We start from the raw sequence: 26,293 nt of genomic DNA, 5'->3' as shown, positions 1-26,293 counted from the left end.
TCACCCTTGCCCTCTCCCCAAAGAGGAGAGGGGACTGTCCGTGCTCGTATTATTTTGTGAGGATCCCTCAGCCCTTCCGGTGCTAAGCTACAACGCTGTTCACCGGAAGGACTGCACATTTAATGATATTAAGCACCCCGCGCCTGACGCTCTCCCCCTTTACCGAGGCCGACTGGCCTTTTTTCCTCGCCCTGCGCCAGAGCCCGGACATCATGCGTTTTATGGGTAGCATTGCGAGTGAGTTCGACGTTCAAACCCTGTTTACCGGCCGTCTTAATGACAAGCATGCCCTTATCATTCGCGATAAAACAGGTGAAGCGCTGGGCGATGTTGGTCTGCAAATCAGTACGCAAAACGCGCAGGAGGCGGATGTCGGGTATTCCATCGCCCCTTTTGCCCAGGGAAAAGGCTATGCCAGCGAAGCCCTGACGGCGGTGCGGGATTACGCCTTTCATCACACCAGCGTCACCGCGCTGAATGCCTGGGTGCTGGCGGAGAATCTGGGGTCGGTCAGGGTGCTCGAAAAGCTCGGATTCAGGCGTGTGCAGGTGCTGGAAAAGGCCTTCAGCTTAAACGGCGTGGCGTATGACGACTGGGTTTATCGGCTGGAAAAAGAGGCATAGCAGACAATGACAAGGACGTACTATTTCGACGCCCACAAGAGGCTGAAGATCACTATTCTGACGCTACTGGCCCTGTGGTTAGGTTGGATGATTTCGACCCTCTTCTTCAGCCGGAGAACATACCTTGAGGACGGTGCGCCAGACACCCTGGTGATTATCACCGTCGCCAGTGCGGCAGGCCTGTTTGTCGCCTGGCGTCAGCTCATGCGCGGAAGCCTCTCAGCAGGCGACCCTTTCACCCTCTTCAAAACGTTTTTTTCCACGGTGCTGATGGTCACCCTCACCCTGTGGCAAACGCCAGAGAGCTGGGTAAGGCTGACGGCCACGGAAAAGGCCAGCCGCGAAGTATCCTTCTCCCTGGAACATCCCGGGCCGTCCACCTCCCGCTTTAGCAGCTGTAAAACGGGGATGCGTTTTTATGATGATGAACTGCGACGCTCGATGTTTTTTTGCGTGCAGGAGAGCAATGTTCCACCGGGTTCGCGCAAGGTCGAGGTGGAGAAGCTGATGAATGCCCATGGCGCTCGCTACCTGCGCTACCGCTACCTTCTTGCAGATAACACGCGATCGCCATGGAAAGCTTTCTGAACCTTGCTTACACGCGCTGTTCAACCTCTTTTGCCGCCCGGTTTTGCGGGACGCGTTTGGGCTGCGGCACCTTGATGATAAAGGTCAGTACCCCGGCAAAGATGTACAGCCCGGTGTAGGCCCAGACCACGCCCACAATATCAAAGAAGGGCAGCAGTGCCGACGCGATAGCCGGAGCAACAAAGTTACTCATCCCCGCTGAGAGATTGTAAATCGAGACCGCAGCGCCTTTGTGGTGCGGTTCAAGGGTCGGGAAGACGGCGGTCATCGGCACAAAGGCCGCGACAAAGATCCCCAGCATCACCGCCGGAATCAGCGCCACCGCGAAGTTATGTCCCGCATAGACCGGCAGGTAATAGAAGGTCAGGCTGGAGATCGCCATCCCCAGGCAACCAAACCAGCGTACCTGACGTATCCAGCCAATGTACTCCCCGGCAATTCCCCAGAAGATATTGGTGAAGATGGTGACGAAGAAGAACACTGCCCAGATTTGCAGCCATTCGGAAATGCTAAAGCCGAGTCGGTCGACAAACAGCAGCGGCATCACGATGGCAAAACCAAACAGCGACAGCGTATTGATGATACGAATAAGGCAGGCGTAGAAGATGTCGCGGTTGGTAAACAGAATGGTGCCTGCCCGGGAAAGTTCGGTCATTTTATCGCGCAGCGGCAGATTAACGCGCGAGCGATCCACCGGCACGTTGCGCAGACTGAAATACGCCAACAGTCCGCCACAGGCGACCCAAACGATGGCAAACCACAGGGTGCCCGTTTCACCAAACACCGGGATAGTCAGGCTCGGCAGGTAGCTGCCCACCACGCCGATGCCAACCGAGTACATGGCCCAGAACCAGCCGGTGGCTGCCGCCAGATTAGGGCGTGGCAGCACCTGCACCAGCATCAACATAAACGAGTAAATAAAGAGCGGATAGGCCAGGCCACGGATGCCATAAAACAGCAGCATCAGCGGGTAGTTACGCATCCCCAGCCCCATCGACATAAACAGGGCGTGCATAATGATCCACAAAATAAATCCGATGGTCATGGCTCGCTGCGGCGTAATGAGTTCCGCCACCACGCCGGAAGCCCATGCCGCCAGCGCTGCGGCAAAACCATACAGCGTGAAGACCAGCGCGGACTGGGCAGGCGTAAAGCCCATATCGGTGATGTGTTTAGACAGGAAAGCCATTTCAAAGCCGTCGCCAGCCATAAAAATCGCAATGGCGACAAATCCCCAGAGCAGTTTTTTCGGTAAGCCAAACCAGTATTCATTCGATTGCATAACAATCTTCCTTTCTAAGCCGGGAGAGGCGCCCCGGCGTGGTTAAAAGCCGGGGCATGAGGATTACGGCAGTAGCGTGCGCGCGACCTGTTGTTGTGAATAAAGCAGGCGGAACAGGGCCAGACGTTTTGCCAGCCACTCCGCCCGTTCAGGCTGTGGCGTGTAGCGAGCGACCACCGGCGGTTTGCGGCAAACGTCGCGCTCATCGCCGCCGTCAGCCAGCCACGCCAGGCGTGCGGCACCCAGCGCGCCCGAAGAACTTGCCGGATGGGTCACCATCGGGATGTTCAGCACATCGGCAATCAATTGCGCCCAGACGGTGCTGCGTGCGCCGCCGCCCGTCAGGCTGCACTGGGTAATGTTGGCGTTGCCCAGCACATTCAGGCCATCTGCCAGGCCGAAGGTCACCCCTTCGATCACCGCGTAACCCAGCAGCGCGCGGCTGGTTTCATGGCGCAGGTTAAAAAAGCTCCCCGCCGCCAGCGGATCGTTGTGCGGCGTGCGTTCACCGGACAGATAGGGCAGAAAGACCGGTGCGCGCTTCAGTTCGTCATCAGTGAGTTGGGCAATCTCTTCCATCAGTTGACTTTCAGTCACCGAAAGCAGATTGCAGGCCCAGCGCAGACAGCTGGCCGCGCTCAGCATCACGCTCATCTGGTGCCAGCGCCCCGGCAACGCGTGGCAGAAGGCATGTACGCCAGAGTCCGGGTCAGCTTGCAGCGCATCGTTGACCACGAAAATCACCCCGGAGGTGCCGAGCGAAATAAACGCATCGCCCGGCGCGACTGCCCCGACGCCCACCGCTGAGGTGGCGTTATCCCCCCCACCGCCCGCCACCACGACCGACGAGCTTAAGCCCCACTCCGTGGCAAGCGCTGCGCGTAGTGTTCCGCTTGATTCACTGCCCTCCACCAGCGCAGGCATCTGGCTGCGGTTGAGATCGGTCATCGCCAGCAGTTCGTCTGACCAGTCACGTTTTGCCACGTCCAGCCACAGGGTGCCGGCAGCATCGGACGGATCGCTCACAAACTCCCCGGTAAGGCGCCAGCGCAGGTAGTCTTTCGGCAGCAGGACTTTGGCGACACGGGTAAAAATCTCCGGCTCGTGGCGGGCCACCCACACCAGCTTGGGCGCGGTAAAGCCCGGCATGATCATGTTGCCGCTGAGGGTCATCATTTGCGGGTGATGCTCACTCAGCCACGCACATTCTGCGGCGCTACGGGTGTCATTCCATAAAATACACGGGCGCAAAACCTGGCTCTCGTTGTCGAGCAGCACCGCGCCGTGCATCTGGCCTGACAGGCCAATCGCCCGTATGGCAGCCCACTGCTGCGGATGTTGCTGACGCAGTTCGGCTACCACACGCCCGCAGGCCTGCCACCAGGCTTGCGGGTCCTGCTCTGCCCAGTGCGGATGCGGGCGCTGCACGGTCAGTGCGGCATGGGCGGAGCCCACAATCGTCCCTTCCGTGTCTATCAGCAGCGCTTTTAATTCAGAGGTTCCAATATCGATGCCGAGATACATAGCGCCCCCTTACACTGCCGCCAGTTGTGATTCGGGCTGCGTCAGCCACTGTTCCAGCTCCGCAACGGTACGGCGCAGCAGCGAGAGGAATTCTGCTGAGTTTGCCAGTTCCGCAAAGAGCGCTTCGTCAGCGGCCCAGACCGCCAGCGGGTCCTCAGCCTTAAAGACGGCACGCACCGCGTCTGGCTGCATCACGCCATCCTGGTAGGTGTAAGGCAGTGAACCGTCGACCCAGCGTTTGAGGAACAGGAAGAAAAGTGCAGGCAGAACGGCGGTGGCAGTCGGCGCTTCACCACGTTTGTAGCACTCGATAAGGGTTGGCGTGACCATACCCGGAATCTTCGACAGACCGTCTGCCGCCACGCGCTGGTTGGTATCTTTAATGTAAGGATTACTGAAGCGGGCAAGCACCACATCGCGGTATTGCGCGAGATCCAGCGGGCTTGGGGTCAGCGACGGGATCACATCCTGGGAGACATACTCCCAGGCCATCTGGCGAATGGCGCGTTGACGCGTGCTGTCGTCGATGTAGCTCAGGCCAATCAGCGTGCCTGCCCAGGCAATGCAACTGTGGGTGGCATTAAGGATACGAATCTTCGCCTCTTCCCACGGCAGTACGGACGCCACCAGCTCAACGCCGACCTTTTCCAGCGCCGGGCGACCATTAATGAAGTCATCTTCAATCACCCACTGAATGAAAGACTCACCCATCACCGGCACCGCATCCTTAATACCCGTTGCCGCCAGTACGCGCTCTGCCACGTCCGGGGTCGGTCGCGGGGTGATGCGATCCACCATGGTGTTCGGCGAGGTGGTTCGGGTTTTCACCCACGTAAACAGTTCGGTTTCGCCTTTCGCCTGCAGGAAGGAGAGAAAGCCGTGGCGGAAACGCTCGCCGTTATGGCGCAGATTATCGCAATTCAGCAGGGTCACCGGTTCGCCATGCGCTGCAATACGCGCTTTAAGGATGCGGGTCAGCGCGCCGTACAGCGTACGAATGCCGCCCTGCAAATCCGCTTTCACATCGGCCTGTTGGATGTCCAGTTCGTGCTCTGGCGTCAGGTAATAACCGCTTTCCGTCACGGTAAACGCAATTACGCGCGTTTGTGCATCTGCCCCTTGTTTCACCAGCGCGCTAATGTCGCTGTCCCAGGGCAGCACCTTACGAATAGAGGTAATGGTTTCGTACTGGCGCTCTGCCTCCGGGGAGACGGTCTCCAGCACGTATTCGCCATTCTGAGCGGCCAGGCTTGCGAGCAACGCATTGGCATCATCACGGATATTCCCCAGCGCAATGCTCCAGCGGTCATCCCCCTGCTCCAGCAATTTGTGCAAATACCACGCCTGATGAGCACGATGAAACGACCCGGCACCAATATGCATCCACACCGCTTTCTTCTCGGACATAATCATCACCTTAATATGAGCATTTGACAGTTTTACGGGCTAATGCCCGTTTGTTGAAGGTATGTTAGTAGCCAGATGCAAGATCGTTCTGCGATGATCCTCACGAAAACAGCATTTGCCCTTAAAAAATACATTTGCCCATTTTTGTTACCCTGCCCATTGCGCGTACAATGTCGGCAGACCTTTTGGGGAACGCGTTGATGAACAAAGAAGAGAAGAAACAGGAACTCGCTGCTCGTGCCGCCTGGATGTACTACGTCGCCGGGCTGACTCAGCAGGACATTGCCGCCGCCCTGGGGCTGTCACGTCAGGTGGCACAGCGGCTTATTTCTGGCGCACGGGAGACGGGGATGGTGACGGTGAACATCAGCCACCCGGTCACGCGCTGCCTGAAGCTGGCGCGGGATCTCCAGGAGAAGTATGCCCTGACCCTATGCCGGGTGGTGCCTTCGTCCGGGCTTGAGGATGAAGCCATTCAACAGATGCTGGCGGTTGAAGGAGCGGAGGTGATGGCGCAGTTTATCGATAAAACCGCGCCTCAGGTGTTTGGCGTCGGCTCCGGCAAAACGCTGCGCGCGGTGATTGACGCCCTGCCCTGGCAGGAACGCCCGCAGCATCAGTGTGTGTCGATGATCGGCGCCATTGCGCGGGATGATTCCGGTACCCGCTACGATGTGCCGCTGAAAATGGCCGAGAAAATGCAGGGTAAATATTACTTCATTCCCGCGCCGCTCTACGCCGACAGTCCGGAAGACAAAACCAGTTGGTGTCAGCACCAGATTTACCAGCGCGTCGCCGCCAGAGCACTGGCGGCAGACGTCACTTTCCTCGGCATTGGCGAAGTGCAACTGGGCTGTCCGCTGAACACGGAAGGCTTTATTACCGATGCGCAGGTACAGGACCTCGAAAAGCAGAATGTGGCGGGAGAAATGCTCGGTCATTTCTTTAATCATGACGGCGTACGGCTTAATTCCGAGCTGGATACGATGCTAACCAGCGTGCCGTTAAGCAGTCATACCGAACGCGCGGTGGTCGGGTTTGCCGGCGGGGAGCGCAAATATCCTGCCATCCGTGCTGCGCTGGTCGGCGGTTGGGTCAATGGGCTGGTCACGGATGAAGACACGGCGCTGAAACTGCTGGAAGCGTAAAGGCTACCGGCAGGCGCCGGTAGCCGACAGATTACTTGAGCGAACCTTTGAGGAACTGCTGCAAACGGGCGCTTTTCGGGTTGCCGAACAGTTCATCCGGCGTCCCCTCTTCCTCAATTTTACCCTGATGCAGAAAGATAACGTGAGAGGAAACGGTGCGGGCAAACCCCATTTCGTGGGTGACAACCACCATCGTTTTCCCCTCTTCCGCAAGCTGCTGCATAATGCGCAGCACTTCCCCCACCAGCTCCGGGTCCAGCGCTGAGGTCGGTTCATCAAACAACAGCACTTCTGGCTCCATCGCCAGCGCACGGGCAATGGAAACACGCTGCTGCTGACCGCCGGAAAGGTGCACCGGGTATTTCACCTGCTGCATCTCATCAATGCCGACTTTCGCCAGATACTTCACCGCACGGTCGCGGGCTTCCTGCTTGCTCAGGCCCAGCACCTGAATCGGCGCTTCCATGACGTTTTCCAGCACCGTCATATGACTCCACAGATTGAAGTGCTGGAAGACCATGGTCAGGCGGGTGCGCAGAGAGCGCAGTTGATGCTTATCCGCCACCTTCAACTGCCCGTCCTTGTCGCGCACCAGGTTGATGGTTTCGCCACTGACCACAAGCGATCCCTCGCTCGGTTTTTCGAGGAAGTTAATGCAGCGCAGGAAAGTACTTTTACCTGAACCGGACGAACCGATGATGCTGATCACATCCCCGGCGTTGGCCTGCAACGACACCCCTTTCAGCACTTCATGTTCGCCGTAGCGTTTATGCAAATCGATAACGTTTAATTTATTGTCAGCCATGATGTTCTCAGTGCGTCGAAGAGGGTTTGATATGCTGCAACCAGCGCTTTTCCGCCTTGCGGAACAAGCTAATCAGCACATAAGAGATAATCAAATACAGCACCGCGGCAAGACCAAACGCCGTAAATGGCTGATAGGTGGCGGAGTTAATATCGCGAGCGATTTTCAGCAGGTCCGGCACCGTGGCCGTAAAGGCCAGCGCCGTAGAGTGCAGCATCAGGATCACTTCGTTGCTGTAGGCAGGCAGTGCAATACGCAGCGCCGAGGGCAAAATAATGCAGCGGTACAGCTTCACCGAGGAGAAACCGTAAGCCCGCGCCGCCTCGATCTCTCCTGCCGGTACGGAACGAATCGCCCCGGCGAAGATCTCGGTGGTGTAAGCACAGGTGTTGAGCGTCAACGCCAGCACCGTACAGTTCAGGCCGCTACGGAAAAACGCGTTCAGCAGCTCCGTCCCCTTTACGATTTCCAGGGTATACATGCCGGAATAGAACACCAACAACTGAACGTAGAGCGGCGTACCGCGAAAAATGTAGGTAAACAGCCAGATGGGGAATTGAATGTATTTATTACTGGAAACACGTCCGATCGCCAGAAACAGCGCCAGGATGCCGCCCATCACCACGGAGGAGATAAGCAGCCACAGGGTGATGGCGACACCAGTGAAGCGGTAGCCGTCCGTCCACAACAGCGATTTCCAGTACTCCTGAATAATCTCGATCACAGGTCAGCCCTCTTCACACCTACGGAGTAGCGACGTTCGAGAAGAAGCAGTACGCCATTGGAGACGGTGGTAAACACCAGATAAATCAGCCCGCACACGATGGCGAAATAGAACGGCTCCCAGGTACTTTTCCCGGCAAGCTGCGTCGCTTTCACCACATCTTCAAGGCCTAACAAAGAGACCAGCGCCGTGGCTTTGAGAATGACCTGCCAGTTGTTGCCAATGCCCGGCAGCGCAAAACGCATCATGGCCGGAAAAAGGATGCGACGGAAGGTTTGACCATGGGTGAACCCGAAGGCGGTCGCGGCTTCAATATGCCCTTTTGGCACAGCCATAAACGCACCACGGAAGGTTTCGGTAAAATAGGCGCCATAAATAAAACCGAGCGTAATAATACCTGCGACCATAGGATCGATATCAATCTGATCCATGCCCGCCGCGTCGGTCAGCGAGTTCAGGGCAATTTGTAATCCATAAAAGATCAGCAGCATCAGCACCAGATCGGGCACGCCGCGAATGAGTGTGGTATAGCCTTCAAAGATCAACGCCAGTGGGCGATTCTTCGAAAGCTTGGCTCCCGCACCCGCCAGGCCAATCAGCACCGCCAGTACCACGGAGCTGATGGCCAGCTCCAGGGTGACAATGGCACCGTGGAATATAACTTGAGAAAACCCGTACAGCATGCAGCTTGCCCTGTCGTGTAGTCATGTTTGCCGTGTCTCTTCCCCTCCCGTCACATCACGGGAGGGGCCGCACGTTAAACACGCGTGGAATTAACCACCATAAACATCAAAATCAAAATACTTTTTCGCCAGCTTTTCGTAGGTACCATCGGCACGCATTTCAGCAAACGCCTTATTCAGCGCTTCACGCAGCTCATTGTCTTCCTTACGCACGCCCATACCGGTGCCGACGCCAAACAGCTGCTCATCTTTTACCGATGGCCCGCCAAATTTGTAGTCTTTACCAACCGGGGTTTTCAGGAAGCCTTCGCTGGCAGCCACTTCATCCTGGAATGCCGCATCAATACGCCCTGCGGTCAGGTCAGAATAGATATTGTCCTGGCCCTGGTAAGAGACGATTTCGATGCCTTTTGGCGCCCAGTGTACGTTGCCGTAAGTTTCCTGCGTCGTGCCTTGCAGCACACCCACACGCTTACCTTTCAGCTTATCGAGATCGGGCTGAATATCGGAATTTTTGGCCACCACCAGGCGAGAATCCGCCGCGTACAGTTTGTCGGTGAACGAAATTTCCTGCTGGCGTTTTTCGGTAATTGAAAGAGATGACATGATGGCGTCAATTTTCTTCGCTTTAAGCGAAGGGATCAGCGCATCCAGAGGGTTCTCAATGAACACACACTGGGTTTTAATGCGTTGGCACAGCTCTTTTGCCAGATCGATGTCAAAACCGACCAATTCCCCTTGTGAATTCTTCGATTCGAAGGGGGCATACGTCGGATCGGTACCGATGCGAATTTTTTGTGGAATAGCAGCGAATGCGCTGGAAGCGCTGGAGATAGCGAGCACCAGAGAGAGTGATAACACCAATTTTTTCATAAATATCCTCAACTGACTGTCTTTCCTAAGGGATTTATTAGAAGAATACGGTGTCGCTATCGTGCCATCATATGGCACGGCAAGGCAAAGCATTCTGCCTGCCAGACGGCTTTTTTTGCATCAAGAGTGCTTAATTATGCAGTAATGCGCCAAATCGGTGCAACTCATGCACCATCGTGAAACATCACCTGATTAAATGCACCATTCTGGCTGACCAAAATGGCGCATCATTTTTCTGCCAAACGGATTTATCAGTCGCCGTAGACGTTAAAGTCGAAGTACTTTTTCGCGAGCTTATCGTAGGTGCCGTCTTTGCGCAGTTCATCAAAGGCTTTATCGAAAGCGGCTTTAAGTTCGGTATCGTCTTTACGCAGACCAATCCCGGTACCGTCACCAAAGTATTTTTTGTCTTTCACCGAGGCACCGGCAAAGGCAAACTCTTTACCCGCAGGCTGTTTCAGGAAGCCTTCGCTGGCAGCCACTTCATCCTGCAAGGCGGCATCCAGACGACCTGCCGCCAGATCTGAATAGATCAAATCCTGGTTCTGGTACGCCACCACATCAATGCCTTTACTGCGCCAGTTATCGTTCGCATAACCTTCCTGGGTAGAGCCCTGCAGAACGCCTACGTGCTTACCCTTCAGCGAGTCGAGCGTAGGCTGAATGGTTGAGCCTTTGGCGGCAATCAGGCGAGAGTCAGCGGCGTACAATTTTTCAGAGAAGGCGATTTCTTGCTGACGCTTCTCGGTAATGGAAAGCGAAGAGATGATAGCGTCGATTTTCTTCGCTTTCAGGGAGGGGATTAACGCGTCAAAATCGCTGCCTACCCAGGTGCATTTCACCTTGATACGGCTACACATCTCGTTACCGAGGTCGATATCAAAACCGACGAAATCCCCTTTCGAATCTTTTGAAGAGAATGGCGCATAGGTCGCATCTGTACCAATACGGACCGTCTGGGGAAGTGCTGCGTAAACGCTGGATACCGCGGACAAACCCAGCAGTAAAGACAGAGCAATAACCGTCTTCTTCATACATAACCCTCAAGTGTTCTGATTTTATTATCGTGTGTTGTGTTGTGTTGTGTTGCTGACGGATACCTTGCACGTCTTATGCCAGTTTCGCCCTGAGGAAAAACATCAGCGTTAAATTTGTTAATGAAACGTTGCAAAGTCATCTTAATGGTGAAAGATAGCAGGTCAACGGAACGAACCGGAGTGTTAGCAGGCTAAAAAAGGGATTAAATGTTGAGGATATGATCGCGCTTACAAAAATGCCCTAAAAAAGGGCATGTAACGAGACGACGCACTATTTGGTGGCATTGCCACCTTGCCAGCGGGTAAACAATGCCTCTGGCAACTCGATATCAAACTGATCCAGCACCCGGTTGACGGTCTGATTGATCACATCATCCAGGCTCTCGGGATTGTGATAAAACGCCGGCACCGGCGGCATGATTACCGCCCCAAGCTCTGCCGCCTGGGTCATCAGACGCAAATGCCCCAAATGTAACGGTGTTTCGCGCACGCAGAGCACTAAGGGACGCCGTTCTTTGAGCACCACATCCGCCGCACGGGTGAGCAGACTATCGGTGTAGCTGTTGACGATGCCGGACAGAGTTTTGATCGAGCAGGGCAAAATCACCATGCCGGTGGTTTTAAACGAGCCGGAAGAGATGCTGGCTGCGATGTCACGCACGTCGTGCACCACATCGGCGAGCGCCTGCACGTCGCGTAGCGCAAACGCGGTTTCAAGGGAGAGGGTCTGCCGGGCGGCTGGGCTCATCACCAGATGGGTTTCTACCCCGGCCACGTCACGTAATACCTGCAACATGCGCACGCCGTAAATGGCGCCGCTGGCACCGGAGATCCCCACAATGAGTCGTTTCATAACTGTCGCCTTTATTCACACTGAGGCAGACTTTGCCGGAATCTGGCGGGAGTTGCAACTGATGAGCGCCCTCTCCTGTTGAAGAGGGCGCAGGCAGAAGAGATTACCCTTCGTTATGCATCTCTAAGCTTTCCACTTCGTTCTGAAGCTGCACGGCTTTGGCATCATCATTACGCAGGGAATCGAGATAATCGAGGTACTGCTGGTTCACGTCTTTGGTCACGTACACGCCGTTGAACACCGAGCATTCAAACTGCTGAATATCCGGGTTCTCCGCGCGTACCGCTTCAATCAGATCGTTGAGGTCCTGGAAGATCAGCGCATCGGCACCGATAATCTGGCGGATCTCATCCACTTCACGGCCGTGAGCAATCAGCTCGTTGGCGGTCGGCATGTCGATGCCGTAGACGTTCGGGAAGCGAATTTCCGGGGCGGCAGAGGCCAGGTACACTTTCTTCGCACCGGCTTCACGGGCCATCTCGATAATCTGCTCAGACGTGGTACCACGCACGATGGAGTCATCCACCAGCAGGACGTTCTTACCGCGGAACTCAGCGCGGTTGGCGTTGAGCTTACGGCGCACGGATTTACGGCGAAGCTGCTGACCCGGCATGATAAAGGTGCGGCCAACGTAGCGGTTTTTCACAAAGCCCTGGCGATAAGGTTTACCCAGGATGCGGGCCATTTCCAGTGCGATGTCGCAAGAGGTCTCTGGGATCGGGATGACCACGTCGATATCCAGATCCTCCCATTCACGGGCAATTTTCTCGCCGAGCTTGGTGCCCATATTGACACGCGCGCTGTAGACGGAAATTTTGTCTATGAAAGAGTCCGGGCGTGCAAAATAGACGTACTCGAACAGGCACGGGTTGGAGACCGGGTTATCCGCACACTGGCGGGTAAAGAGCTGCCCTTTTTCAGTGACGTATACGGCTTCGCCAGGGGCGACATCACGCAGGAACTCAAAGCCCAGCGTATCCAGTGCCACACTTTCTGACGCCATCATATATTCGGTGCGGCCATCACCCAGGTCACGCTTGCCCAATACCAGCGGGCGAATGCCGTTCGGGTCGCGGAAGCCGACCATGCCATGACCGATGATCATTGCGATGCAGGCATACGCGCCGCGAATCTGGCGATTGGTTGCCGCAATAGCCGCGAAGACGTTGTCTGCTTCCAGCGGGTAATGGCGGAAGTTGTCCAGCTCACTGGCGAAAATATTGAGCAGGATTTCAGAATCAGAGGTGGTGTTGATGTGGCGGCGCTTTTCTTCAAACAGTTTGGTGCGCAGCTCATGAGCATTCGTCAGGTTGCCGTTGTGGGCAAGTGTGATGCCGTAAGGGGAGTTAACGTAAAAAGGCTGGGCCTCAGACGCACTTGAACTCCCTGCGGTCGGATAACGCACATGACCGATACCCATGTTTCCCTGCAGACGCTGCATATGGCGGGCTTCAAATACATCGTTAACCATGCCATTTGCTTTACGCAGACGGAAACAATTATTCGCATCAATAGTAATGATGCCAGCGGCATCCTGGCCACGGTGCTGAAGCACCGATAACGCGTCATAAATCGACTGGTTGACCGGCATGAAACCGGCGATACCGACAATACCGCACATACGTCATTTCCTCGTTAAGCCACATCTCAGGGTTTATATCCTGGGCAAGAAACTCGACGAACTTTGCAGATAGTCAAAGAACCATCTGATGATGAAACTGAACTGCGGGATAAACTGCGACTTCTGCCAGTCGTCACTTTTCGACAGGCCCGTAAAGGTATCAAGGAAGAACAGAATGGCAGCGACGATCAGCACGCCACGTAGCGCACCAAAACAGATCCCCAACACCCTGTCTGTGCCTGACAGGCCGGTTTTTTCCACAAGTTGACCAATGACGAAGTTAACAATAGCGCCAACGATCAATGTCGCAATGAACAACGCCGCAATGGCGATTCCGTTGCGAACCAGTTCATCTTCAAAGCCCGTGAACCAGACTGACAGGTAAGTGTAGTAATGACTGGCAACAAAGAAAGCACAACCCCAAGTCACCAGCGATAACGCTTCACGAACAAAGCCACGGATAAGGCTAACCAGACAGGAAAAACCAATCACCGCGATGATGGCGTAATCAATCCAGACCATATGTGTCCCACGATTAAACGCCCTGTCGTCCAGTTCGGGGCGAATTCTAACAGAAAAAGAAAACGTTTGCGTAGGGATTTCCTTCCCGCGCGTAAATAAAAATGGCGTTGAAAAAATCTTCAACGCCATCGAATCTTTAGCCTCTTCGGGCGTGTTTTTAAATTCGTATTTACCCCCTCACCCCGGCCTTTCCCTCAAGGGAGAGGGGGCAAACCATCCCCTCGCCGCTGTGGGGAGAGGGTTAGGGTGAGGGGGAAAACTGCGCATTAATTCGCGCTGTAATTCATTACCACGCCGTTGAGGCCTGAGATTTGCTTTAACTCGCCCAGCGAACCTTTGAGTTTCTCTTTCGAGGCATCCGGCCCTACCAGAATGCGGGTTATTTTACCCGGGACAGGCGTGGTCGGCGAGGTATAAACGCGATAACCCGCACCGCGCAATTTGCCGACAATTTCCGTAACTTTATCAGCGTTCTTAAGCGCCCCCAACTGCACCACCCAGGCTTTGCCGGTCGGCGCAGGCTTCTCAGCAGGTTGTTCAGCAGGCTGTGTGGTTGCTACTTGCTCAACCGGTTTTGGCGGTTGGGGCTTCGGCTGAGGTTTGTCTGCGGCTTTAGGCTGCTCGGTGCGCGCTGGTGTCGTGATATCCGGATTGGTTGTGCCACTGAGAGCCTGACGGGAAGCATCCAGCGATGGCGCTTCGGCATTGCCCGCCCGCACCTCTTCTGCCGCACCTTCAGGCGGCTGCGCAGGCAGCGCCTGTGTCGCGGCGGGCATCATATCCGGTTCATCGCGATCGCCAGGTTTAGGAACCAGCGGGATCGCGGCGAACTCATCCTGATAATGTTTTTTCTGCCCGTCCAGCAGCCCTGGAAGAATAATTACCCCCAGCGCAACCAGCACAATGGTGCCCATTAAACGGTTCTGAAACTTACTTGCCACCGGTTCTCCCCGCGTCCATCGCTTCCATGACATGCGCCACCGTGTGGAATGAACCACACACCAGCACGGTATCTACGGCTGTCGCCTCTGCCATCGCCGCATGCCAGGCGGCAGCCACATCCTGGTACTCTTTGCCCGCAGGCAGATGCGCAATCAACTGCTGCGCGGTTGCGCCACGCGGCCCTTCCAGAGGGGCACAATACCAGCTATCGACCACCGGCTCCAGACAGGCAAGCGTCCCGGCGATGTCTTTATCATGCAGCATACCGATGACCGCCAGCACGCGCCCTTTTTTAGGTTCTGCACGTAAGCGCCCGGCAAGGTACGTCGCGGCATGAGGATTATGGGCCACATCCAGAATAAGACGCGGGTTTTCAGCCACAATCTGGAAGCGCCCTGGCAAAATTGCGCTGGCGATACCGTCACGAATGGCCTGTTCGCTCACGGCTAACCCACTGGCACGAAGGGCGGCCAGCGCCGTCGCGGCATTCGGTTGCGGAACCTGAGGCAGCGGCAGTCCGGTTAATTCGCCTTGCGCGTCCCTGAAGCACCAGCTATCGCCCTGCACCTCATACTGCCAGTCAACGCCACGACGCCTGAGCTGCGCCCCCTTCTCGTTCGCCACCTCGGCGATGGTGTGCGGCATCTCACTTTCACCGACCACCGCAGGTTTGCCGCTGCGGAACACGCCCGCTTTTTCACGGCCGATACTTTCGCGGTCCGGCCCCAGCCAGTCGGTGTGATCAAGGGCAATGCTGGTGATGACCGCCACGTTTGCATCCACCAGATTGGTGGCATCAAGACGCCCGCCGAGGCCCACTTCGAGTATCACTACATCCACCCCGGCCTGTTTAAACAGCCACAGCGCGGATAACGTGCCGTATTCAAAATAGGTTAACGATGTTTCACCGCGTACCGCTTCGATTTCAGCAAAGGCGCGGGTGTGCTCGCTTTCCGGCAGCTCCGCATTTTGAATGCGCACGCGCTCGGTGTAGCGCACCAGATGGGGAGAGCTGTAAACCCCAACGCTAAAGCCCGCTGCGAGAAGCACTGACTCGAGGGTGCGACAGGTAGTGCCTTTGCCGTTAGTTCCTGCAACGGTGAAGACAAAGGGTGCCGGGCGCAACACATCAAGACGCGCTGCAACCTGACTGACGCGCTCAAGGCCCAGATCGATGGTTTTACTGTGCAGGTTTTCCAGATAAGAAAGCCACGCGGCCAGGGGCGACGTGGCTTGCAAATTGCGTTTAATTTCCATGATGCCCGTAGGTTTTCGACGATGTAAAAGCAAAAGGGCAGCGCCGCGATGGCACTGCCCTTCGGTATTATCAGGCTTCGGCTTCCTGATCCGGCACCGGCGGCACCACCACGCTTTCACGCGGCGCATCCGGGTCAGGTGCTGGCTGATTGGTCAGCTTCGCCAGCACGCTTGCCAGCTTGAAGCGCATCTCTGCACGGCGAACGATCATATCGATCGCGCCCTTCTCAATCAGGAACTCGCTGCGCTGGAAACCTGCCGGCAGCTTCTCACGCACGGTCTGTTCGATAACGCGCGGACCGGCAAAGCCAATCAATGCTTTCGGCTCGGCGATGTTGAGGTCACCCAGCATCGCAAAGCTTGCAGAAACACCGCCCATGGTCGGGTCGGTCAGCACGGAGATGTACGGCAGACCGCGCTCCTGCATTTTCGCCAGCGCCGCAGAGGTTTTCGCCATCTGCATCAGCGACATCAGCGCTTCCTGCATACGTGCGCCACCGGAAGCGGAGAAACAGATCAGCGGGCAGTTATCTTCCAGCGCCTGTTCAACAGCACGGACAAAACGCGCGCCGACAACAGACCCCATGGAACCGCCCATAAAGGCGAATTCAAACGCAGCAGCAACGACCGGCATGCCATGCAGCGTACCTTTCATTACCACCAGCGCATCTTTCTCGCCGGTCTCTTTCTGCGCGCTCGCCAGTCGGTCTTTGTATTTTTTGGAGTCACGGAACTTAAGCACATCTTTCGGCTCCAGTTCGCTACCCAGTTCCACCATTGAACCTTCGTCCATCAAGCTATGCAGGCGATTACGCGCTGTCATACGCATGTGGTGGTCACACTTCGGGCAGACCTCAAGGTTACGCTCCAGCTCGGCACGGTAAAGTACCTGACCGCAGCTGTCGCATTTCGTCCACACACCTTCAGGGATGCTTGCCTTGCGGGTGGGGGTAATATTGCTTTTGATTCGTTCAATCCAGCTCATTGATAACCTTTATGCATGAACCTGGTAGCCCATAAATGGGGCACATTAAAACATAACAGTTCGAAACTTGGGATAAAAAAGTGGTCGAACCGCCGATGAGTTCTTATTTTGACTGTCTTGCCGCAGCCCGGCGGTGACGAATCACCTCAATCACACCAGGAAGTATAGACACCACGATAATGGCGACAATCAGCAACTTAAGATTTTCCTGCACCACGGGCAGTGTACCAAAGAAGTAGCCGGCGTAAGTAAACAGCAGCACCCATAAGAACGCACCTACGACATTAAACAGGGCGAAGTGGCGGTAGGACATGTGCCCCATACCCGCAACGAAAGGCGCAAATGTACGCACGATCGGCACAAAACGCGCCAGAATAATCGTCTTGCCACCGTGTCTTTCATAAAACTGATGCGTTTTATCCAGGTAAGCGCGACGGAAAATTTTCGAATCAGGATTGCTGAAGAGCTTATCGCCAAACAGCCGACCAATCGTGTAATTGACCGCATCACCGACAATGGCCGCGACCAGCATCAGTAACACCATGACATGGACATTGAGATCGTTGGTTTCCAGCGAGGCCAGCGCCCCCGCCACAAACAGCAGTGAATCACCCGGTAAGAACGGCGTCACCACCAGACCTGTTTCGCAAAACAGGATCAAAAACAGGATCGCATAAACCCACATGCCATACTGCGCCACCAGTTCCGCCAGGTGCACATCGATATGCAGGATGAAATCAATCAGAAAGCGTATTACGTCCATATTGCTAATGCCTTGTTTGTTTGCGACTAGTCCGCGAGGAACAACGGACCCATTGGCAGCGCAGGCAGCTCGAAGCGCGATGGATAATCCACGGCGACGAGATACAACCCTTCTGCTTTTGCCGTTGCGGCCGCCAGCGTTCTGTCCTTAGCTGCCAGTAGCTCTGCTATCCAACTCTCCGGCTGGTTACCGGCGCCGACTTCCAGCAGGCTACCGACGATATTCCTGACCATATGGTGTACAAAGGCGTTCGCTTTAATGTCGACCACAACGTACGCGCCAAAACGTTGCACCTGGATGTGCATCATAAAGCGCCACGGCGTGCGCGACTGGCACTGCACTGCACGAAACGAGGTGAAATCATTTTCACCGAGTAAACACTGCGCCGCACGCTGCATGCGTTCTGCGTCCAGCGGCAGATGGTAGTGCGTCACCCCCTGGCCCAGAACTGCCGGGCGCAGACGATGATTGTAGATGACGTAGCGGTAACGGCGCGCGGTGGCGCTGAAACGGGCGTGAAAATCGTCCGGGACATGTTTCACCCAACGCACCGCAATGTCTCCAGGTAAATTCGCATTTACACCTAATGTCCAGGCGGCATCTTTGCGCACTGCGGTGGTTTCGAAATGCACGACCTGCCCTGTTGCATGCACTCCGGCGTCGGTCCGCCCGGCGCAAAACACGCCGATGGGCTCATTTGCCACCTGAGAAAGCGCTTTTTCCAGCTTTTCCTGAACGCTGCGCACCTCTTGCTGACGCTGCCAGCCATAGTACTTACTGCCGTCGTATTCGATGCCCAATGCGATTTTCAGCAGCGGCTTTTCCACAACGTCGGACATCAGTACAGGTACTCCTGAATCAGTTTTTCGGCGATCTTGACCGACATCAGCGCGCCGCCAAAGCGCACGTTATCCGCCACTGACCAGAACTGGATCTGTTCCGGCATACCGTAATCGTTGCGCACGCAGCCCACGGACAGATGCGCACTGCCAGAGGCGTCAGCGACCTGAGTCGGGAAGTCCTGCTCTTCAGAGAGGGCAATGTCTTCACCACGACCAAAGGCATCACGGGCCTCTTCTGCGGCCAGCGGGCGCATCGCCTCAAAGCTCACCATCTGCGCATGACCATAGAATACCGGCGCACGCACGCTATTGGCGGAAATCATCAGCCCTTCGTCTTGCAGAATTTTGCGAACCTGATCGACCAGGCGACGCTCTACCGGCACCACACCTTCGCGGTCTGGCAGCATTGGCAGCATGTTAAAGGCCAACTGGCGACCAAAGAAATCGTCTTCATCAATAGGGATGCCGTTGAGCAGTTTGGCGCTTTGCCCGGCCAGTGCGTCGACCGCCTGTTTACCTTGCCCGGAGACAGAAAGCAGGTTGGTCACCGAAATGCGTGACAGACCGCCATCATCAATTAAAGGCTTCAGGGCCGTGAGCAACTGGCTCGTCAGGGCATCCGGCACGGCAATGATGTTGCGATTACGGTAATCGCTCAGTACGAACGGGTTTACGTCCGGCACCACCAGCGGAACGTCCGGCTCCAGCGCAAACAGGCCGCTGGCATCAATGACCAGGCACCCGGCGTTCGTGGCTTCATCAATATAATCCGCAGAAGCCTGCGCGCCCGCGACAAAAAACGCCAGCTGCACCTGCGTCCAGTCAAACTGGGCAGCATCTTCAACACGCACGGTTTTTCCGTTGTAACGCAGGGATTCGCCCGCGCTTTCATTACGCGCCAGCGCGTGCAGCTCACCGACCGGGAACTCACGAGCAGACAGCGTTTCAAGTAAGGCTTCGCCTACGGCACCGGTGGCGCCCAGGACGGCAATATTCCAGCCTTCAGACATGGTGATTTACTCCAGAAAAAAACGTGCCCGCCAGATTATCCGGCAGGCAGCATTAAGAAGACATTAGCGGGTTTGTTGATGAACCGCGTTGAAACCCAGCTTTTGCAGAAGTTCGGCGCCATGAGCATCGTCACACTGTACATACAGCGATGACCACTCCCGACGCTCAAGATAATGTTTACGCAGCTTATCGAACTCACCCGGTACGCCAGCCACTTTTCGCAGCAGCGCATCGTCGCGGCGCACATCATACACCAAATGAATGAGTCTTTTCAGGACAGACTGATCGAGCGGGCCGTGCAGCGTAATGCGACCAAACTCCGGCGCAGGCAACAGGGTGGACAGGGCAACCTGCTGACGCTGTCCGATAAACTCACTGAATGCCTCGAACACCTGAGTGGTGCCACGCGCCTTGCCTTCCAGGGTGTAACCCGCGATGTGCGCGGTACCGATGTCCACTTTTTCAAGCAAGGCCACGTTGAGATCCGGCTCCGGCTCCCAGACATCCAGCACCACGCTCAGCGGCTGACCGGCTTCCAGGCAACGCAGCAGCGCGTCGTTATCGACCACCGGGCCGCGACAGGCATTGATCAGGATCGCGCCCGGTTTCAGGCGCTGAATCAGAGCTTCATCGGCCAGATGCAAGCTCTTATAGGGCCCCTCTTTAAACAGCGGCGTATGGAACGTAAGCACATCGGCCTCGCGCACCAGTTCGTCCAGCGTGCAAAAGTCGCCCTCATCTCCCCGATCGGCGCGCGGTGGATCGCAAAGCAGTGTGCGCACGCCCCAGGCTTCCAGCCGTGCCTGCAAACGACTGCCGACGTTGCCCACGCCGACAATACCCACGGTACGGTTACGCAACGCGAAGCCATCACGCTCGGCCAGCATCAGCAGCGAGGAGAAGACATACTCCACCACCGCAATGGCATTACAGCCGGGGGCGGCTGAAAACCCGATCCCCGCCTGCGCAAGCCAGGCCTCATCCACATGATCGGTGCCGGCCGTTGCCGTACCGACAAATTTGATTGCCGTATCCTTGAGCAGCGCTTCGTTGACTTTGGTGACCGAACGCACCATCAGCGCATCGGCATCCGCCAGTTCAGCAACCGGAACAGGACGCCCAGGCACGGCCTTGACCTCTCCCAAACGGCGGAACAAATCGCTGGCATAAGGCATATTTTCATCAACAAGGATTTTCACGTTACAGGACCTGTTTGAGTACGGGAATTCAGCCATCAAGTGTGCCATAATCTCGCCGCCAGGCATACCCGCATTGCCGCGTCACGACTCGCGAGACCCAGAGGATTTTCATGATGCAACCCATACAGGGAGCGCCAGCGCGCCCTCCCGGGCAAGACCCGACGCCGACCACCAGCGTGGCTGGCGAGCAGCCGCTCTCCACCCTTCAACGTACCGTGCTGGAGCGTTTGATTACGCGCCTGGTGGCACTGACGCAGCAGCAAAGCGCAGAGGTCTGGGCTGGCGTGAAACACGATTTAGGTCTGAAAAATGACGCGCCGTTGCAGTCACGTCATTTTCCGGCGGCAGAACAAAACCTTAATCAGCGTCTGGACACGGCTACGCAAAACCACACCACCCGTCAGGTGGTGTCTCAGCTGACCGAACTGTTAGGCCAGGGGAATAACCGCCAGGCCGTGAGTGATTTTATTCGTCAGGAGTTTGGCCAGACCGCGCTGAGTCAGCTAACACCGCAGCAGCTCAAAACCGTGCTGACGCTGTTACAGAACAACCAGATCGCGATCCCTCAGCCACAGCAGCGCCCGGCAACGGATCGCCCTCTCCTGCCGGTGGAGCACAATTCGCTCAACCAGGCGGTCACGAAGCTGGCGGCAGCAACCGGGGAATCCGGGAAACTTATCTGGCAGTCGATGCTGGAACTGTCTGGTGTGAAAAGCGGTGAACTTATCCCGGCGAAGCACTTTGCGCCACTGATGACCTGGCTGCAGGCGCGCCAGACGTTGAGCCTGCACACCGCCCCCACGCTCCATACGGTGCAGGCGGCGCTGAAGCAACCGCTGGATGATACCGAATGGCAAAATATGAATGATTATGCCCGCCAGAACTGGCAGGTGACGCCGCAGACGGTGCTGACCACCGCTCAGGTCCAGGACATTCTGAATCAGGTCTTCCTGCGTCGTGCTGAGCGCTCGCAGGGTGCGCCTGAAGCACGCAATATTCAGCCTATCTATAGTCCCCTGTTCGCACCGATTGTGGAGAGCGTCAAACACCTCTCCGCGCGCCCCGGCCTGCTGTTGGTTGCCCTGCTGGTCGCTTTCGCGATTTTCTGGTTAGTCCTCTAAAAAAAATCCCCTCCGCAGGGAGGGGATGCTTGTTTACAGGTCGCTGCCGTTATTCCTGATGGTCTCTTTGTACCAGTCGAAGGATTTTTTACGGCTACGCTCAAGCGTACCATTACCTTCGTTATCTTTGTCCACGTAGATAAAACCGTAGCGTTTTTTCATCTCCCCGGTGCCCGCTGACACCAGATCGATACAGCCCCACGGGGTGTACCCCATCAACTCCACGCCATCTTCCACCACCGCTTTTTTCATTTCGCGCAGGTGGTTTTGCATGTATTCGATGCGGTACTGATCGTTTACAGAACCGTCGCTCTCTTTCTGATCGATGGCGCCAAAGCCGTTTTCAACAATAAATAGCGGCAACTGATACAGGTCGTAGAAGTAATTCAGTGAGTAACGCAGGCCAACCGGGTCAATTTGCCAGCCCCAGTCAGAGGCTTTCACATAGGGGTTTTTCACCAGACTTTTCGTTTCGTCGTAATCCAGCTGCGGGTTATCTGCCGTGGCTTTGGTGGCAAACGACATGTAATAGCTGAAGCCGATATAATCCACACATCCACGTTTCAGGATTTGCAGATCCTCAGCGGTGATGTCGAGCTCAAAGCCTTTACGCTCGAAATAATTGAGGATGTGGCGCGGGTAATAACCGCGAACATGCACGTCGGTAAACCAGTAACGGCGGTGCATTGCAGCGACGGACATCATCATGTCATCCGGGTCGCAGGTGAGCGGGTAAATCGGGCACATGGCAATCATGCAGCCAATCTGGAAGTCAGGGTTAATTGCATGGCCCGCCTCCACCGCCAGAGCACTAGCCACCAGCTCATAGTGAGCGGCCTGATACATTACCGGCTCACGATTCTCGCCCTCTTTGTATTTCAGACCCGAGTTGGTAAAGGGGGCGAAATCTTCATGATAGTTCGCCTGGTTGTTAATTTCATTAAACGTCATCCAGTACTTCACTTTGCTTTTATAACGCGTAAACACCGCGTTAGCGAAGCGGACAAAGAATTCAATCAGTTTACGGTTACGCCAGCCGCCGTATTCCGTGACCAGGTGGTAAGGCATTTCAAAATGCGAGAGGGTAATAACGGGTTCAATATTATATTTCAGGCATTCATCAAAGAGATCGTCATAGAATTGCAAACCGGCTTCATTGGGTTCCAGCTCATCGCCTTTCGGGAAAATACGCGTCCAGGCAATCGACGTGCGAAAACATTTAAACCCCATTTCAGCAAAAAGTTTAATATCTTCTGGATAGCGATGGTAGAAATCAATCGCTTCGTGATTTGGGTAATTTTTTCCTGGAATGACGCCGTCCGTGATTTCGCGTGGCACGCCGTGCGCGCCTGCGGTCATGACATCGGCAACGCTGACGCCTTTCCCACCCTCTTTCCAGCCACCTTCAAGTTGATGTGCCGCTACCGCGCCGCCCCACAGAAAATCCGCTTTAAATCCTGCCATGCTTCTCTCCTTTCTCTCAATAGTGGTATCTGAATAAGACTGTAAATATCGAGTATTCCTGACTATAACAGCCAAAAAATAGAATAGGAATGATGCAAAAAATTATATCGCTGGAATATGTTACATCAATAAAACGTGATGTTTTTTCTGTGTGCCAGCGCGTATTTTTTAAAATAGATTGAATTTAAATAATCTAAAAGGAGGAAATAATATAGCCCCCACTGATGGAGGGCATATTTACCCTTATTTGCGAAAGGCGATTAACGTCAGAATAATCCCGACGATAGCGCAAGCCGCCGCGGCCAGAAAGACCGACGAATAACCCAGCGCGGTGGCGAGCAAGCCCGTCAAGGGCCCACTTACCCCATAGGCAATATCCTGAAAGGCGGCGTAGCCGCCGAGTGCCGTACCGCGAACCTGCGGCGGTACGCGTTTCACCACTTCGACGCCCAGCGCCGGAAAAATAAGCGAACAACCACATCCGGTAAGCGCCGCTCCCACCAGCGCGATACGGGCATCCGGCGCCTGCCAGAGCAGGAGAAGCCCGGCGGTCTCAATAAATAATGAAACAACGGCAACCCGTACGCCGCCAAAACGATCCGGCATCCAGCCGAAAAGCAGGCGCATCAGTACGAAAGCCCCACCAAACGCCGTCAGCGTAAAGCCCGCCATCGACCAGCCTTTGCTGGCAAAATAGAGCGATACAAAGGTGCCGATGACCGCAAAGCCGACGCCCTGCAACGCCAGCCCCAGACCCGGTTGCCAGATAAGCCCTACTACGCTCCAGAGCGACGGACGCTTACCAGGATGCGGCGGCGTTTTCACAACGCCGGCATTAAAGGCCAGTGCGATCAACGGCAACACCATCGTGATGAGTGCGAGAGTGGCAAAGCCAAACCGACTATGGATGAGCAGGCCAAGCGGCGCACCTGCTGCCAGCGCCCCGTAGATGGCCATCCCGTTCCAGGACATCACTTTGCCGGAGCGGGTCGGGCCCACAAGACCCATTCCCCAGGTCAGCGTCCCCGTCAGAAGCTGGCTTTCGCCAAAACCGAGTATCAGACGACCTGCGATCAATAAGCCGAACTTCGCCATGGGATCGACGGGCAACAACGCCGCCAGTAACCAGGCGCCCCCTGCCAGCGCACAGGCAAACATCCCCTGAAGCGTGGAACGTTTTGCGCCGTGCTGATCCGCCAGTCGTCCGGCATAGCCACGGGTTAACACGGTCGCCAGGAACTGAATCCCCACCGCCACCCCGACCAGGGTGTTGCTGTAGCCCAGCTCACTGTGGACAAAAAGCGGGATGACCGGTAAAGGGAGGCCCACGGTCATGTAGGTCAGGAAGACCGCGCAGGCGAGACGAAACAACGAGACGTTGGGTGAAGATGAAACAGAATGAGTGTCAACAGACATGCATTACTCCATAACGCAGAGTAAGGCGGGGAAAAGGCCACGCCCCCTCTACCTGAGGTTCAGGATTAAGGTGCGTTGGATAACGTTAAACGCTTACGCATTATCAGCGGGTGATGCAGAAAGTGATAATGTTGGACAAGGAGTTTGCCTGTCACAACGGCGGCATGTCAATGGCAAAAATGCGGCATAAAAAAGGGAGCCAGACGGCTCCCTTCTCGTTTAATCAATCAGTTACTAAAGCTTGCGCATAACCAGCGTGGCGTTGGTACCGCCAAAACCGAAGCTGTTGGACATCACGGTCGTCAGCTGACGCTCGGTGGTCTCGGTCACGATGTTCAGACCGGCAGCCTGTTCGTCCAGCTCTTCAATGTTGATGCTCGGGGCGATAAAACCGTGTTCCAGCATCAGCAGAGAGTAGATGGCTTCCTGAACGCCAGCCGCACCCAGGGAGTGACCGGTCATCGCTTTGGTCGCAGAGATAGCCGGGCTGTTGTCACCGAATACTTCGCGAATCGCACCCAGCTCTTTCACGTCGCCTACCGGCGTAGAGGTACCGTGGGAGTTCAGGTAATCGATTGGGGTATCAACGCCGTGCATTGCCATCTTCATGCAGCGAACCGCGCCTTCACCTGACGGGGCGACCATGTCAGCGCCATCAGAGGTGGCACCGTAACCGACGATTTCGGCGTAGATGTGTGCGCCACGGGCCAGAGCATGCTCCAGCTCTTCAACCACAACCATACCGCCGCCGCCTGCGATAATGAAGCCGTCACGGCTGGCATCATAGGTACGGGACGCTTTTTCAGGGCTGTCGTTGTATTTGGTGGACAGCGCGCCCATTGCATCGAACTCACAGGCCATTTCCCAGCCCAGCTCTTCGCCGCCGCCAGCAAACACGATGTCCTGCTTACCGAGTTGGATCTGCTCTACCGCATTACCGATGCAATGTGCAGAGGTCGCGCAGGCGGAGCTGATGGAGTAGTTTACGCCGTGAATTTTGAACGGGGTCGCGAGGCACGCGGAAACCGCTGAACCCATCGCTTTGGTCACCACGTAAGGGCCAACGGCTTTCAGGCCGCGCGGGCTACGCATAGCGTCCGCACCGAATACCTGGGCCTTAGACGAGCCACCGGAGCCTGCAATCAGGCCAACGCGCGGGTTGTTCTGATAAGTCTCAGCGCTCAGGCCAGCATCCGCAATGGCTTCCTGCATGGAGAGATAGGCATAAATAGAGGCATCGTTCATGAAACGGACCACTTTGCGATCGATAAGACCGGTGGTGTCCAGTTTTACATTACCCCATACGTGGCTACGCATACCGGAGTCGAGAAACTCCTGAGAGAAAGTGATCCCCGAGCGTCCTTCACGCAGGGATGCCAGGACTTCCTGCTGGTTGTTACCGATGCTGGAAACGATGCCCAAGCCAGTAATCACTGCACGTTTCATTCAATACCCCTGTAAGTCGCACTAATTTAAGTTTCGAGTCGCAAGATAGCGTACACTTGTACGCCGAACAAGTCCGATCAGACAATTTATGACTAAATTTGCGCCTGAACGCCTGCATCGTTAAGATCGTGCCACTGCCTGTCCGACGAGTAACTTA

25 protein-coding genes are annotated in these 26,293 nt (G+C 55.7%); 4 read left to right on the top strand and 21 right to left on the bottom strand.

Features of this window, described 5'->3' with window-relative positions:
* Positions 1–122: 122 nt before the first annotated feature.
* Positions 123–623: a GNAT family N-acetyltransferase gene (locus ACUY4Q_RS07580; protein WP_458046437.1), complete on the top strand. Its 501-nt coding sequence runs from the start codon at positions 123–125 to the stop codon at positions 621–623.
* A 6-nt stretch (positions 624–629) separates the two neighbouring features.
* Entirely contained in the window at positions 630–1,211 is a 582-nt protein-coding gene (locus ACUY4Q_RS07575) for a hypothetical protein (protein ID WP_458046436.1), read from the top strand.
* A 7-nt stretch (positions 1,212–1,218) separates the two neighbouring features.
* Here the strand turns inward: ACUY4Q_RS07575 and ACUY4Q_RS07570 are convergent, their stop codons facing one another.
* From ACUY4Q_RS07570 to dalD, 3 genes are all read right to left on the bottom strand, one after another.
* Positions 1,219–2,493, bottom strand: coding sequence for an MFS transporter (locus tag ACUY4Q_RS07570; RefSeq protein WP_458046435.1), 1,275 nt, complete (start codon positions 2,491–2,493; stop codon positions 1,219–1,221).
* Between the two features lie 63 nt (positions 2,494–2,556).
* Positions 2,557–4,017 (bottom strand): xylulokinase, encoded by a 1,461-nt coding sequence (gene xylB, locus ACUY4Q_RS07565; RefSeq protein WP_458046434.1) that lies wholly within the window; start codon positions 4,015–4,017, stop codon positions 2,557–2,559.
* Between the two features lie 9 nt (positions 4,018–4,026).
* The gene (gene dalD / locus ACUY4Q_RS07560; RefSeq protein WP_458046433.1) at positions 4,027–5,424 is read right to left on the bottom strand and encodes a D-arabinitol 4-dehydrogenase; all 1,398 of its coding nucleotides are present in this window, start codon (positions 5,422–5,424) and stop codon (positions 4,027–4,029) included.
* A 200-nt stretch (positions 5,425–5,624) separates the two neighbouring features.
* Here dalD and ACUY4Q_RS07555 point away from each other — a divergent pair, with 200 nt between their 5' ends.
* Positions 5,625–6,572: a sugar-binding transcriptional regulator gene (locus tag ACUY4Q_RS07555; protein WP_458046432.1), complete on the top strand. Its 948-nt coding sequence runs from the start codon at positions 5,625–5,627 to the stop codon at positions 6,570–6,572.
* A gap of 31 nt (positions 6,573–6,603) precedes the next feature.
* Here the strand turns inward: ACUY4Q_RS07555 and hisP are convergent, their stop codons facing one another.
* From hisP to pdxB, 15 genes are all read right to left on the bottom strand, one after another.
* Positions 6,604–7,377 (bottom strand): histidine ABC transporter ATP-binding protein HisP, encoded by a 774-nt coding sequence (gene hisP / locus ACUY4Q_RS07550; RefSeq protein WP_458046431.1) that lies wholly within the window; start codon positions 7,375–7,377, stop codon positions 6,604–6,606.
* Between the two features lie 7 nt (positions 7,378–7,384).
* Positions 7,385–8,101 carry an ABC transporter permease gene (locus ACUY4Q_RS07545; protein ID WP_458046430.1) on the bottom strand — a complete coding sequence of 239 codons (717 nt, stop codon included), beginning with the start codon at positions 8,099–8,101 and terminating at the stop codon, positions 7,385–7,387.
* A complete protein-coding gene (locus tag ACUY4Q_RS07540) occupies positions 8,098–8,784 on the bottom strand; it encodes a histidine ABC transporter permease HisQ (RefSeq protein ID WP_458046429.1) in 687 nt (228 codons plus the stop codon). Before ACUY4Q_RS07540 ends, ACUY4Q_RS07545 begins: the two co-directional genes overlap by 4 nt.
* Positions 8,785–8,874: 90 nt before the next feature.
* Positions 8,875–9,657, bottom strand: coding sequence for a histidine ABC transporter substrate-binding protein HisJ (hisJ, locus tag ACUY4Q_RS07535; RefSeq protein WP_458046428.1), 783 nt, complete (start codon positions 9,655–9,657; stop codon positions 8,875–8,877).
* A gap of 251 nt (positions 9,658–9,908) precedes the next feature.
* Positions 9,909–10,691 carry a lysine/arginine/ornithine ABC transporter substrate-binding protein ArgT gene (gene argT / locus ACUY4Q_RS07530; protein WP_458046427.1) on the bottom strand — a complete coding sequence of 261 codons (783 nt, stop codon included), beginning with the start codon at positions 10,689–10,691 and terminating at the stop codon, positions 9,909–9,911.
* Between the two features lie 274 nt (positions 10,692–10,965).
* Complete coding sequence (locus ACUY4Q_RS07525; protein WP_458046426.1) at positions 10,966–11,547, bottom strand: UbiX family flavin prenyltransferase; 582 nt, start codon at positions 11,545–11,547, stop codon at positions 10,966–10,968.
* Positions 11,548–11,650: 103 nt separating this feature from the next.
* Positions 11,651–13,168, bottom strand: coding sequence for an amidophosphoribosyltransferase (gene purF, locus ACUY4Q_RS07520; RefSeq protein WP_458046425.1), 1,518 nt, complete (start codon positions 13,166–13,168; stop codon positions 11,651–11,653).
* A gap of 33 nt (positions 13,169–13,201) precedes the next feature.
* Complete coding sequence (gene cvpA / locus ACUY4Q_RS07515; protein ID WP_458046424.1) at positions 13,202–13,690, bottom strand: colicin V production protein; 489 nt, start codon at positions 13,688–13,690, stop codon at positions 13,202–13,204.
* A gap of 266 nt (positions 13,691–13,956) precedes the next feature.
* Positions 13,957–14,631 carry a cell division protein DedD gene (dedD, locus tag ACUY4Q_RS07510; RefSeq protein ID WP_458046423.1) on the bottom strand — a complete coding sequence of 225 codons (675 nt, stop codon included), beginning with the start codon at positions 14,629–14,631 and terminating at the stop codon, positions 13,957–13,959.
* Complete coding sequence (gene folC / locus ACUY4Q_RS07505) at positions 14,621–15,889, bottom strand: bifunctional tetrahydrofolate synthase/dihydrofolate synthase (RefSeq protein WP_458046422.1); 1,269 nt, start codon at positions 15,887–15,889, stop codon at positions 14,621–14,623. The genes dedD and folC overlap by 11 nt, the downstream gene beginning before the upstream one ends.
* Before the next feature lie 70 nt (positions 15,890–15,959).
* The gene (gene accD, locus ACUY4Q_RS07500) at positions 15,960–16,874 is read right to left on the bottom strand and encodes an acetyl-CoA carboxylase, carboxyltransferase subunit beta (protein ID WP_458046421.1); all 915 of its coding nucleotides are present in this window, start codon (positions 16,872–16,874) and stop codon (positions 15,960–15,962) included.
* A 103-nt stretch (positions 16,875–16,977) separates the two neighbouring features.
* Positions 16,978–17,637, bottom strand: coding sequence for a DedA family protein (locus ACUY4Q_RS07495; RefSeq protein WP_458046420.1), 660 nt, complete (start codon positions 17,635–17,637; stop codon positions 16,978–16,980).
* A 26-nt stretch (positions 17,638–17,663) separates the two neighbouring features.
* Entirely contained in the window at positions 17,664–18,476 is an 813-nt protein-coding gene (gene truA, locus ACUY4Q_RS07490; RefSeq protein WP_458046419.1) for a tRNA pseudouridine(38-40) synthase TruA, read from the bottom strand.
* Entirely contained in the window at positions 18,476–19,489 is a 1,014-nt protein-coding gene (locus ACUY4Q_RS07485) for an aspartate-semialdehyde dehydrogenase (protein ID WP_458046418.1), read from the bottom strand. The genes truA and ACUY4Q_RS07485 overlap by 1 nt, the downstream gene beginning before the upstream one ends.
* 63 nt (positions 19,490–19,552) lie before the next feature.
* Complete coding sequence (pdxB, locus tag ACUY4Q_RS07480; protein ID WP_458046417.1) at positions 19,553–20,689, bottom strand: 4-phosphoerythronate dehydrogenase PdxB; 1,137 nt, start codon at positions 20,687–20,689, stop codon at positions 19,553–19,555.
* A 113-nt stretch (positions 20,690–20,802) separates the two neighbouring features.
* On the opposite strand from pdxB, the gene flk reads away from it, so the two are divergent.
* Positions 20,803–21,810, top strand: a complete 1,008-nt coding sequence (gene flk / locus ACUY4Q_RS07475; protein ID WP_458047284.1) for a flagella biosynthesis regulator Flk — start codon at positions 20,803–20,805, stop codon at positions 21,808–21,810.
* Between the two features lie 33 nt (positions 21,811–21,843).
* On the opposite strand, the gene ACUY4Q_RS07470 is transcribed toward flk, so the two are convergent.
* The 3 genes from ACUY4Q_RS07470 to fabB form a co-directional block, all read right to left on the bottom strand.
* Positions 21,844–23,274 (bottom strand): 6-phospho-beta-glucosidase, encoded by a 1,431-nt coding sequence (locus ACUY4Q_RS07470; RefSeq protein ID WP_458046416.1) that lies wholly within the window; start codon positions 23,272–23,274, stop codon positions 21,844–21,846.
* A gap of 243 nt (positions 23,275–23,517) precedes the next feature.
* Complete coding sequence (locus ACUY4Q_RS07465) at positions 23,518–24,690, bottom strand: MFS transporter (protein WP_458046415.1); 1,173 nt, start codon at positions 24,688–24,690, stop codon at positions 23,518–23,520.
* 234 nt (positions 24,691–24,924) lie between these two features.
* Positions 24,925–26,136, bottom strand: a complete 1,212-nt coding sequence (gene fabB / locus ACUY4Q_RS07460) for a beta-ketoacyl-ACP synthase I (protein WP_458046414.1) — start codon at positions 26,134–26,136, stop codon at positions 24,925–24,927.
* Positions 26,137–26,293 lie beyond the last annotated feature (157 nt).

It is taken from the genome of Phytobacter cepae, from assembly GCF_054165735.1.
Note: the sequence above shows the minus strand (reverse complement) of the source record. Positions and strands in the feature narration are given on the sequence as shown.

What these genes read in the sequence shown, in the direction of transcription:
- ACUY4Q_RS07525 (WP_458046426.1), bottom strand. Translation starts at nt 11,547, where the DNA reads ATGAAACGACTCATTGTGGGGATCTCCGGTGCCAGCGGCGCCATTTAC.
- ACUY4Q_RS07580 (WP_458046437.1), top strand. Translation starts at nt 123, where the DNA reads ATGATATTAAGCACCCCGCGCCTGACGCTCTCCCCCTTTACCGAGGCC.
- accD (WP_458046421.1), bottom strand. Translation starts at nt 16,874, where the DNA reads ATGAGCTGGATTGAACGAATCAAAAGCAATATTACCCCCACCCGCAAG.
- purF (WP_458046425.1), bottom strand. Translation starts at nt 13,168, where the DNA reads ATGTGCGGTATTGTCGGTATCGCCGGTTTCATGCCGGTCAACCAGTCG.
- ACUY4Q_RS07470 (WP_458046416.1), bottom strand. Translation starts at nt 23,274, where the DNA reads ATGGCAGGATTTAAAGCGGATTTTCTGTGGGGCGGCGCGGTAGCGGCA.
- ACUY4Q_RS07495 (WP_458046420.1), bottom strand. Translation starts at nt 17,637, where the DNA reads ATGGACGTAATACGCTTTCTGATTGATTTCATCCTGCATATCGATGTG.
- fabB (WP_458046414.1), bottom strand. Translation starts at nt 26,136, where the DNA reads ATGAAACGTGCAGTGATTACTGGCTTGGGCATCGTTTCCAGCATCGGT.
- xylB (WP_458046434.1), bottom strand. Translation starts at nt 4,017, where the DNA reads ATGTATCTCGGCATCGATATTGGAACCTCTGAATTAAAAGCGCTGCTG.
- dalD (WP_458046433.1), bottom strand. Translation starts at nt 5,424, where the DNA reads ATGTCCGAGAAGAAAGCGGTGTGGATGCATATTGGTGCCGGGTCGTTT.
- folC (WP_458046422.1), bottom strand. Translation starts at nt 15,889, where the DNA reads ATGGAAATTAAACGCAATTTGCAAGCCACGTCGCCCCTGGCCGCGTGG.
- ACUY4Q_RS07465 (WP_458046415.1), bottom strand. Translation starts at nt 24,690, where the DNA reads ATGTCTGTTGACACTCATTCTGTTTCATCTTCACCCAACGTCTCGTTG.
- ACUY4Q_RS07555 (WP_458046432.1), top strand. Translation starts at nt 5,625, where the DNA reads ATGAACAAAGAAGAGAAGAAACAGGAACTCGCTGCTCGTGCCGCCTGG.
- ACUY4Q_RS07540 (WP_458046429.1), bottom strand. Translation starts at nt 8,784, where the DNA reads ATGCTGTACGGGTTTTCTCAAGTTATATTCCACGGTGCCATTGTCACC.
- ACUY4Q_RS07485 (WP_458046418.1), bottom strand. Translation starts at nt 19,489, where the DNA reads ATGTCTGAAGGCTGGAATATTGCCGTCCTGGGCGCCACCGGTGCCGTA.
- hisJ (WP_458046428.1), bottom strand. Translation starts at nt 9,657, where the DNA reads ATGAAAAAATTGGTGTTATCACTCTCTCTGGTGCTCGCTATCTCCAGC.
- truA (WP_458046419.1), bottom strand. Translation starts at nt 18,476, where the DNA reads ATGTCCGACGTTGTGGAAAAGCCGCTGCTGAAAATCGCATTGGGCATC.
- ACUY4Q_RS07570 (WP_458046435.1), bottom strand. Translation starts at nt 2,493, where the DNA reads ATGCAATCGAATGAATACTGGTTTGGCTTACCGAAAAAACTGCTCTGG.
- argT (WP_458046427.1), bottom strand. Translation starts at nt 10,691, where the DNA reads ATGAAGAAGACGGTTATTGCTCTGTCTTTACTGCTGGGTTTGTCCGCG.
- hisP (WP_458046431.1), bottom strand. Translation starts at nt 7,377, where the DNA reads ATGGCTGACAATAAATTAAACGTTATCGATTTGCATAAACGCTACGGC.
- ACUY4Q_RS07575 (WP_458046436.1), top strand. Translation starts at nt 630, where the DNA reads ATGACAAGGACGTACTATTTCGACGCCCACAAGAGGCTGAAGATCACT.
- flk (WP_458047284.1), top strand. Translation starts at nt 20,803, where the DNA reads ATGCAACCCATACAGGGAGCGCCAGCGCGCCCTCCCGGGCAAGACCCG.
- cvpA (WP_458046424.1), bottom strand. Translation starts at nt 13,690, where the DNA reads ATGGTCTGGATTGATTACGCCATCATCGCGGTGATTGGTTTTTCCTGT.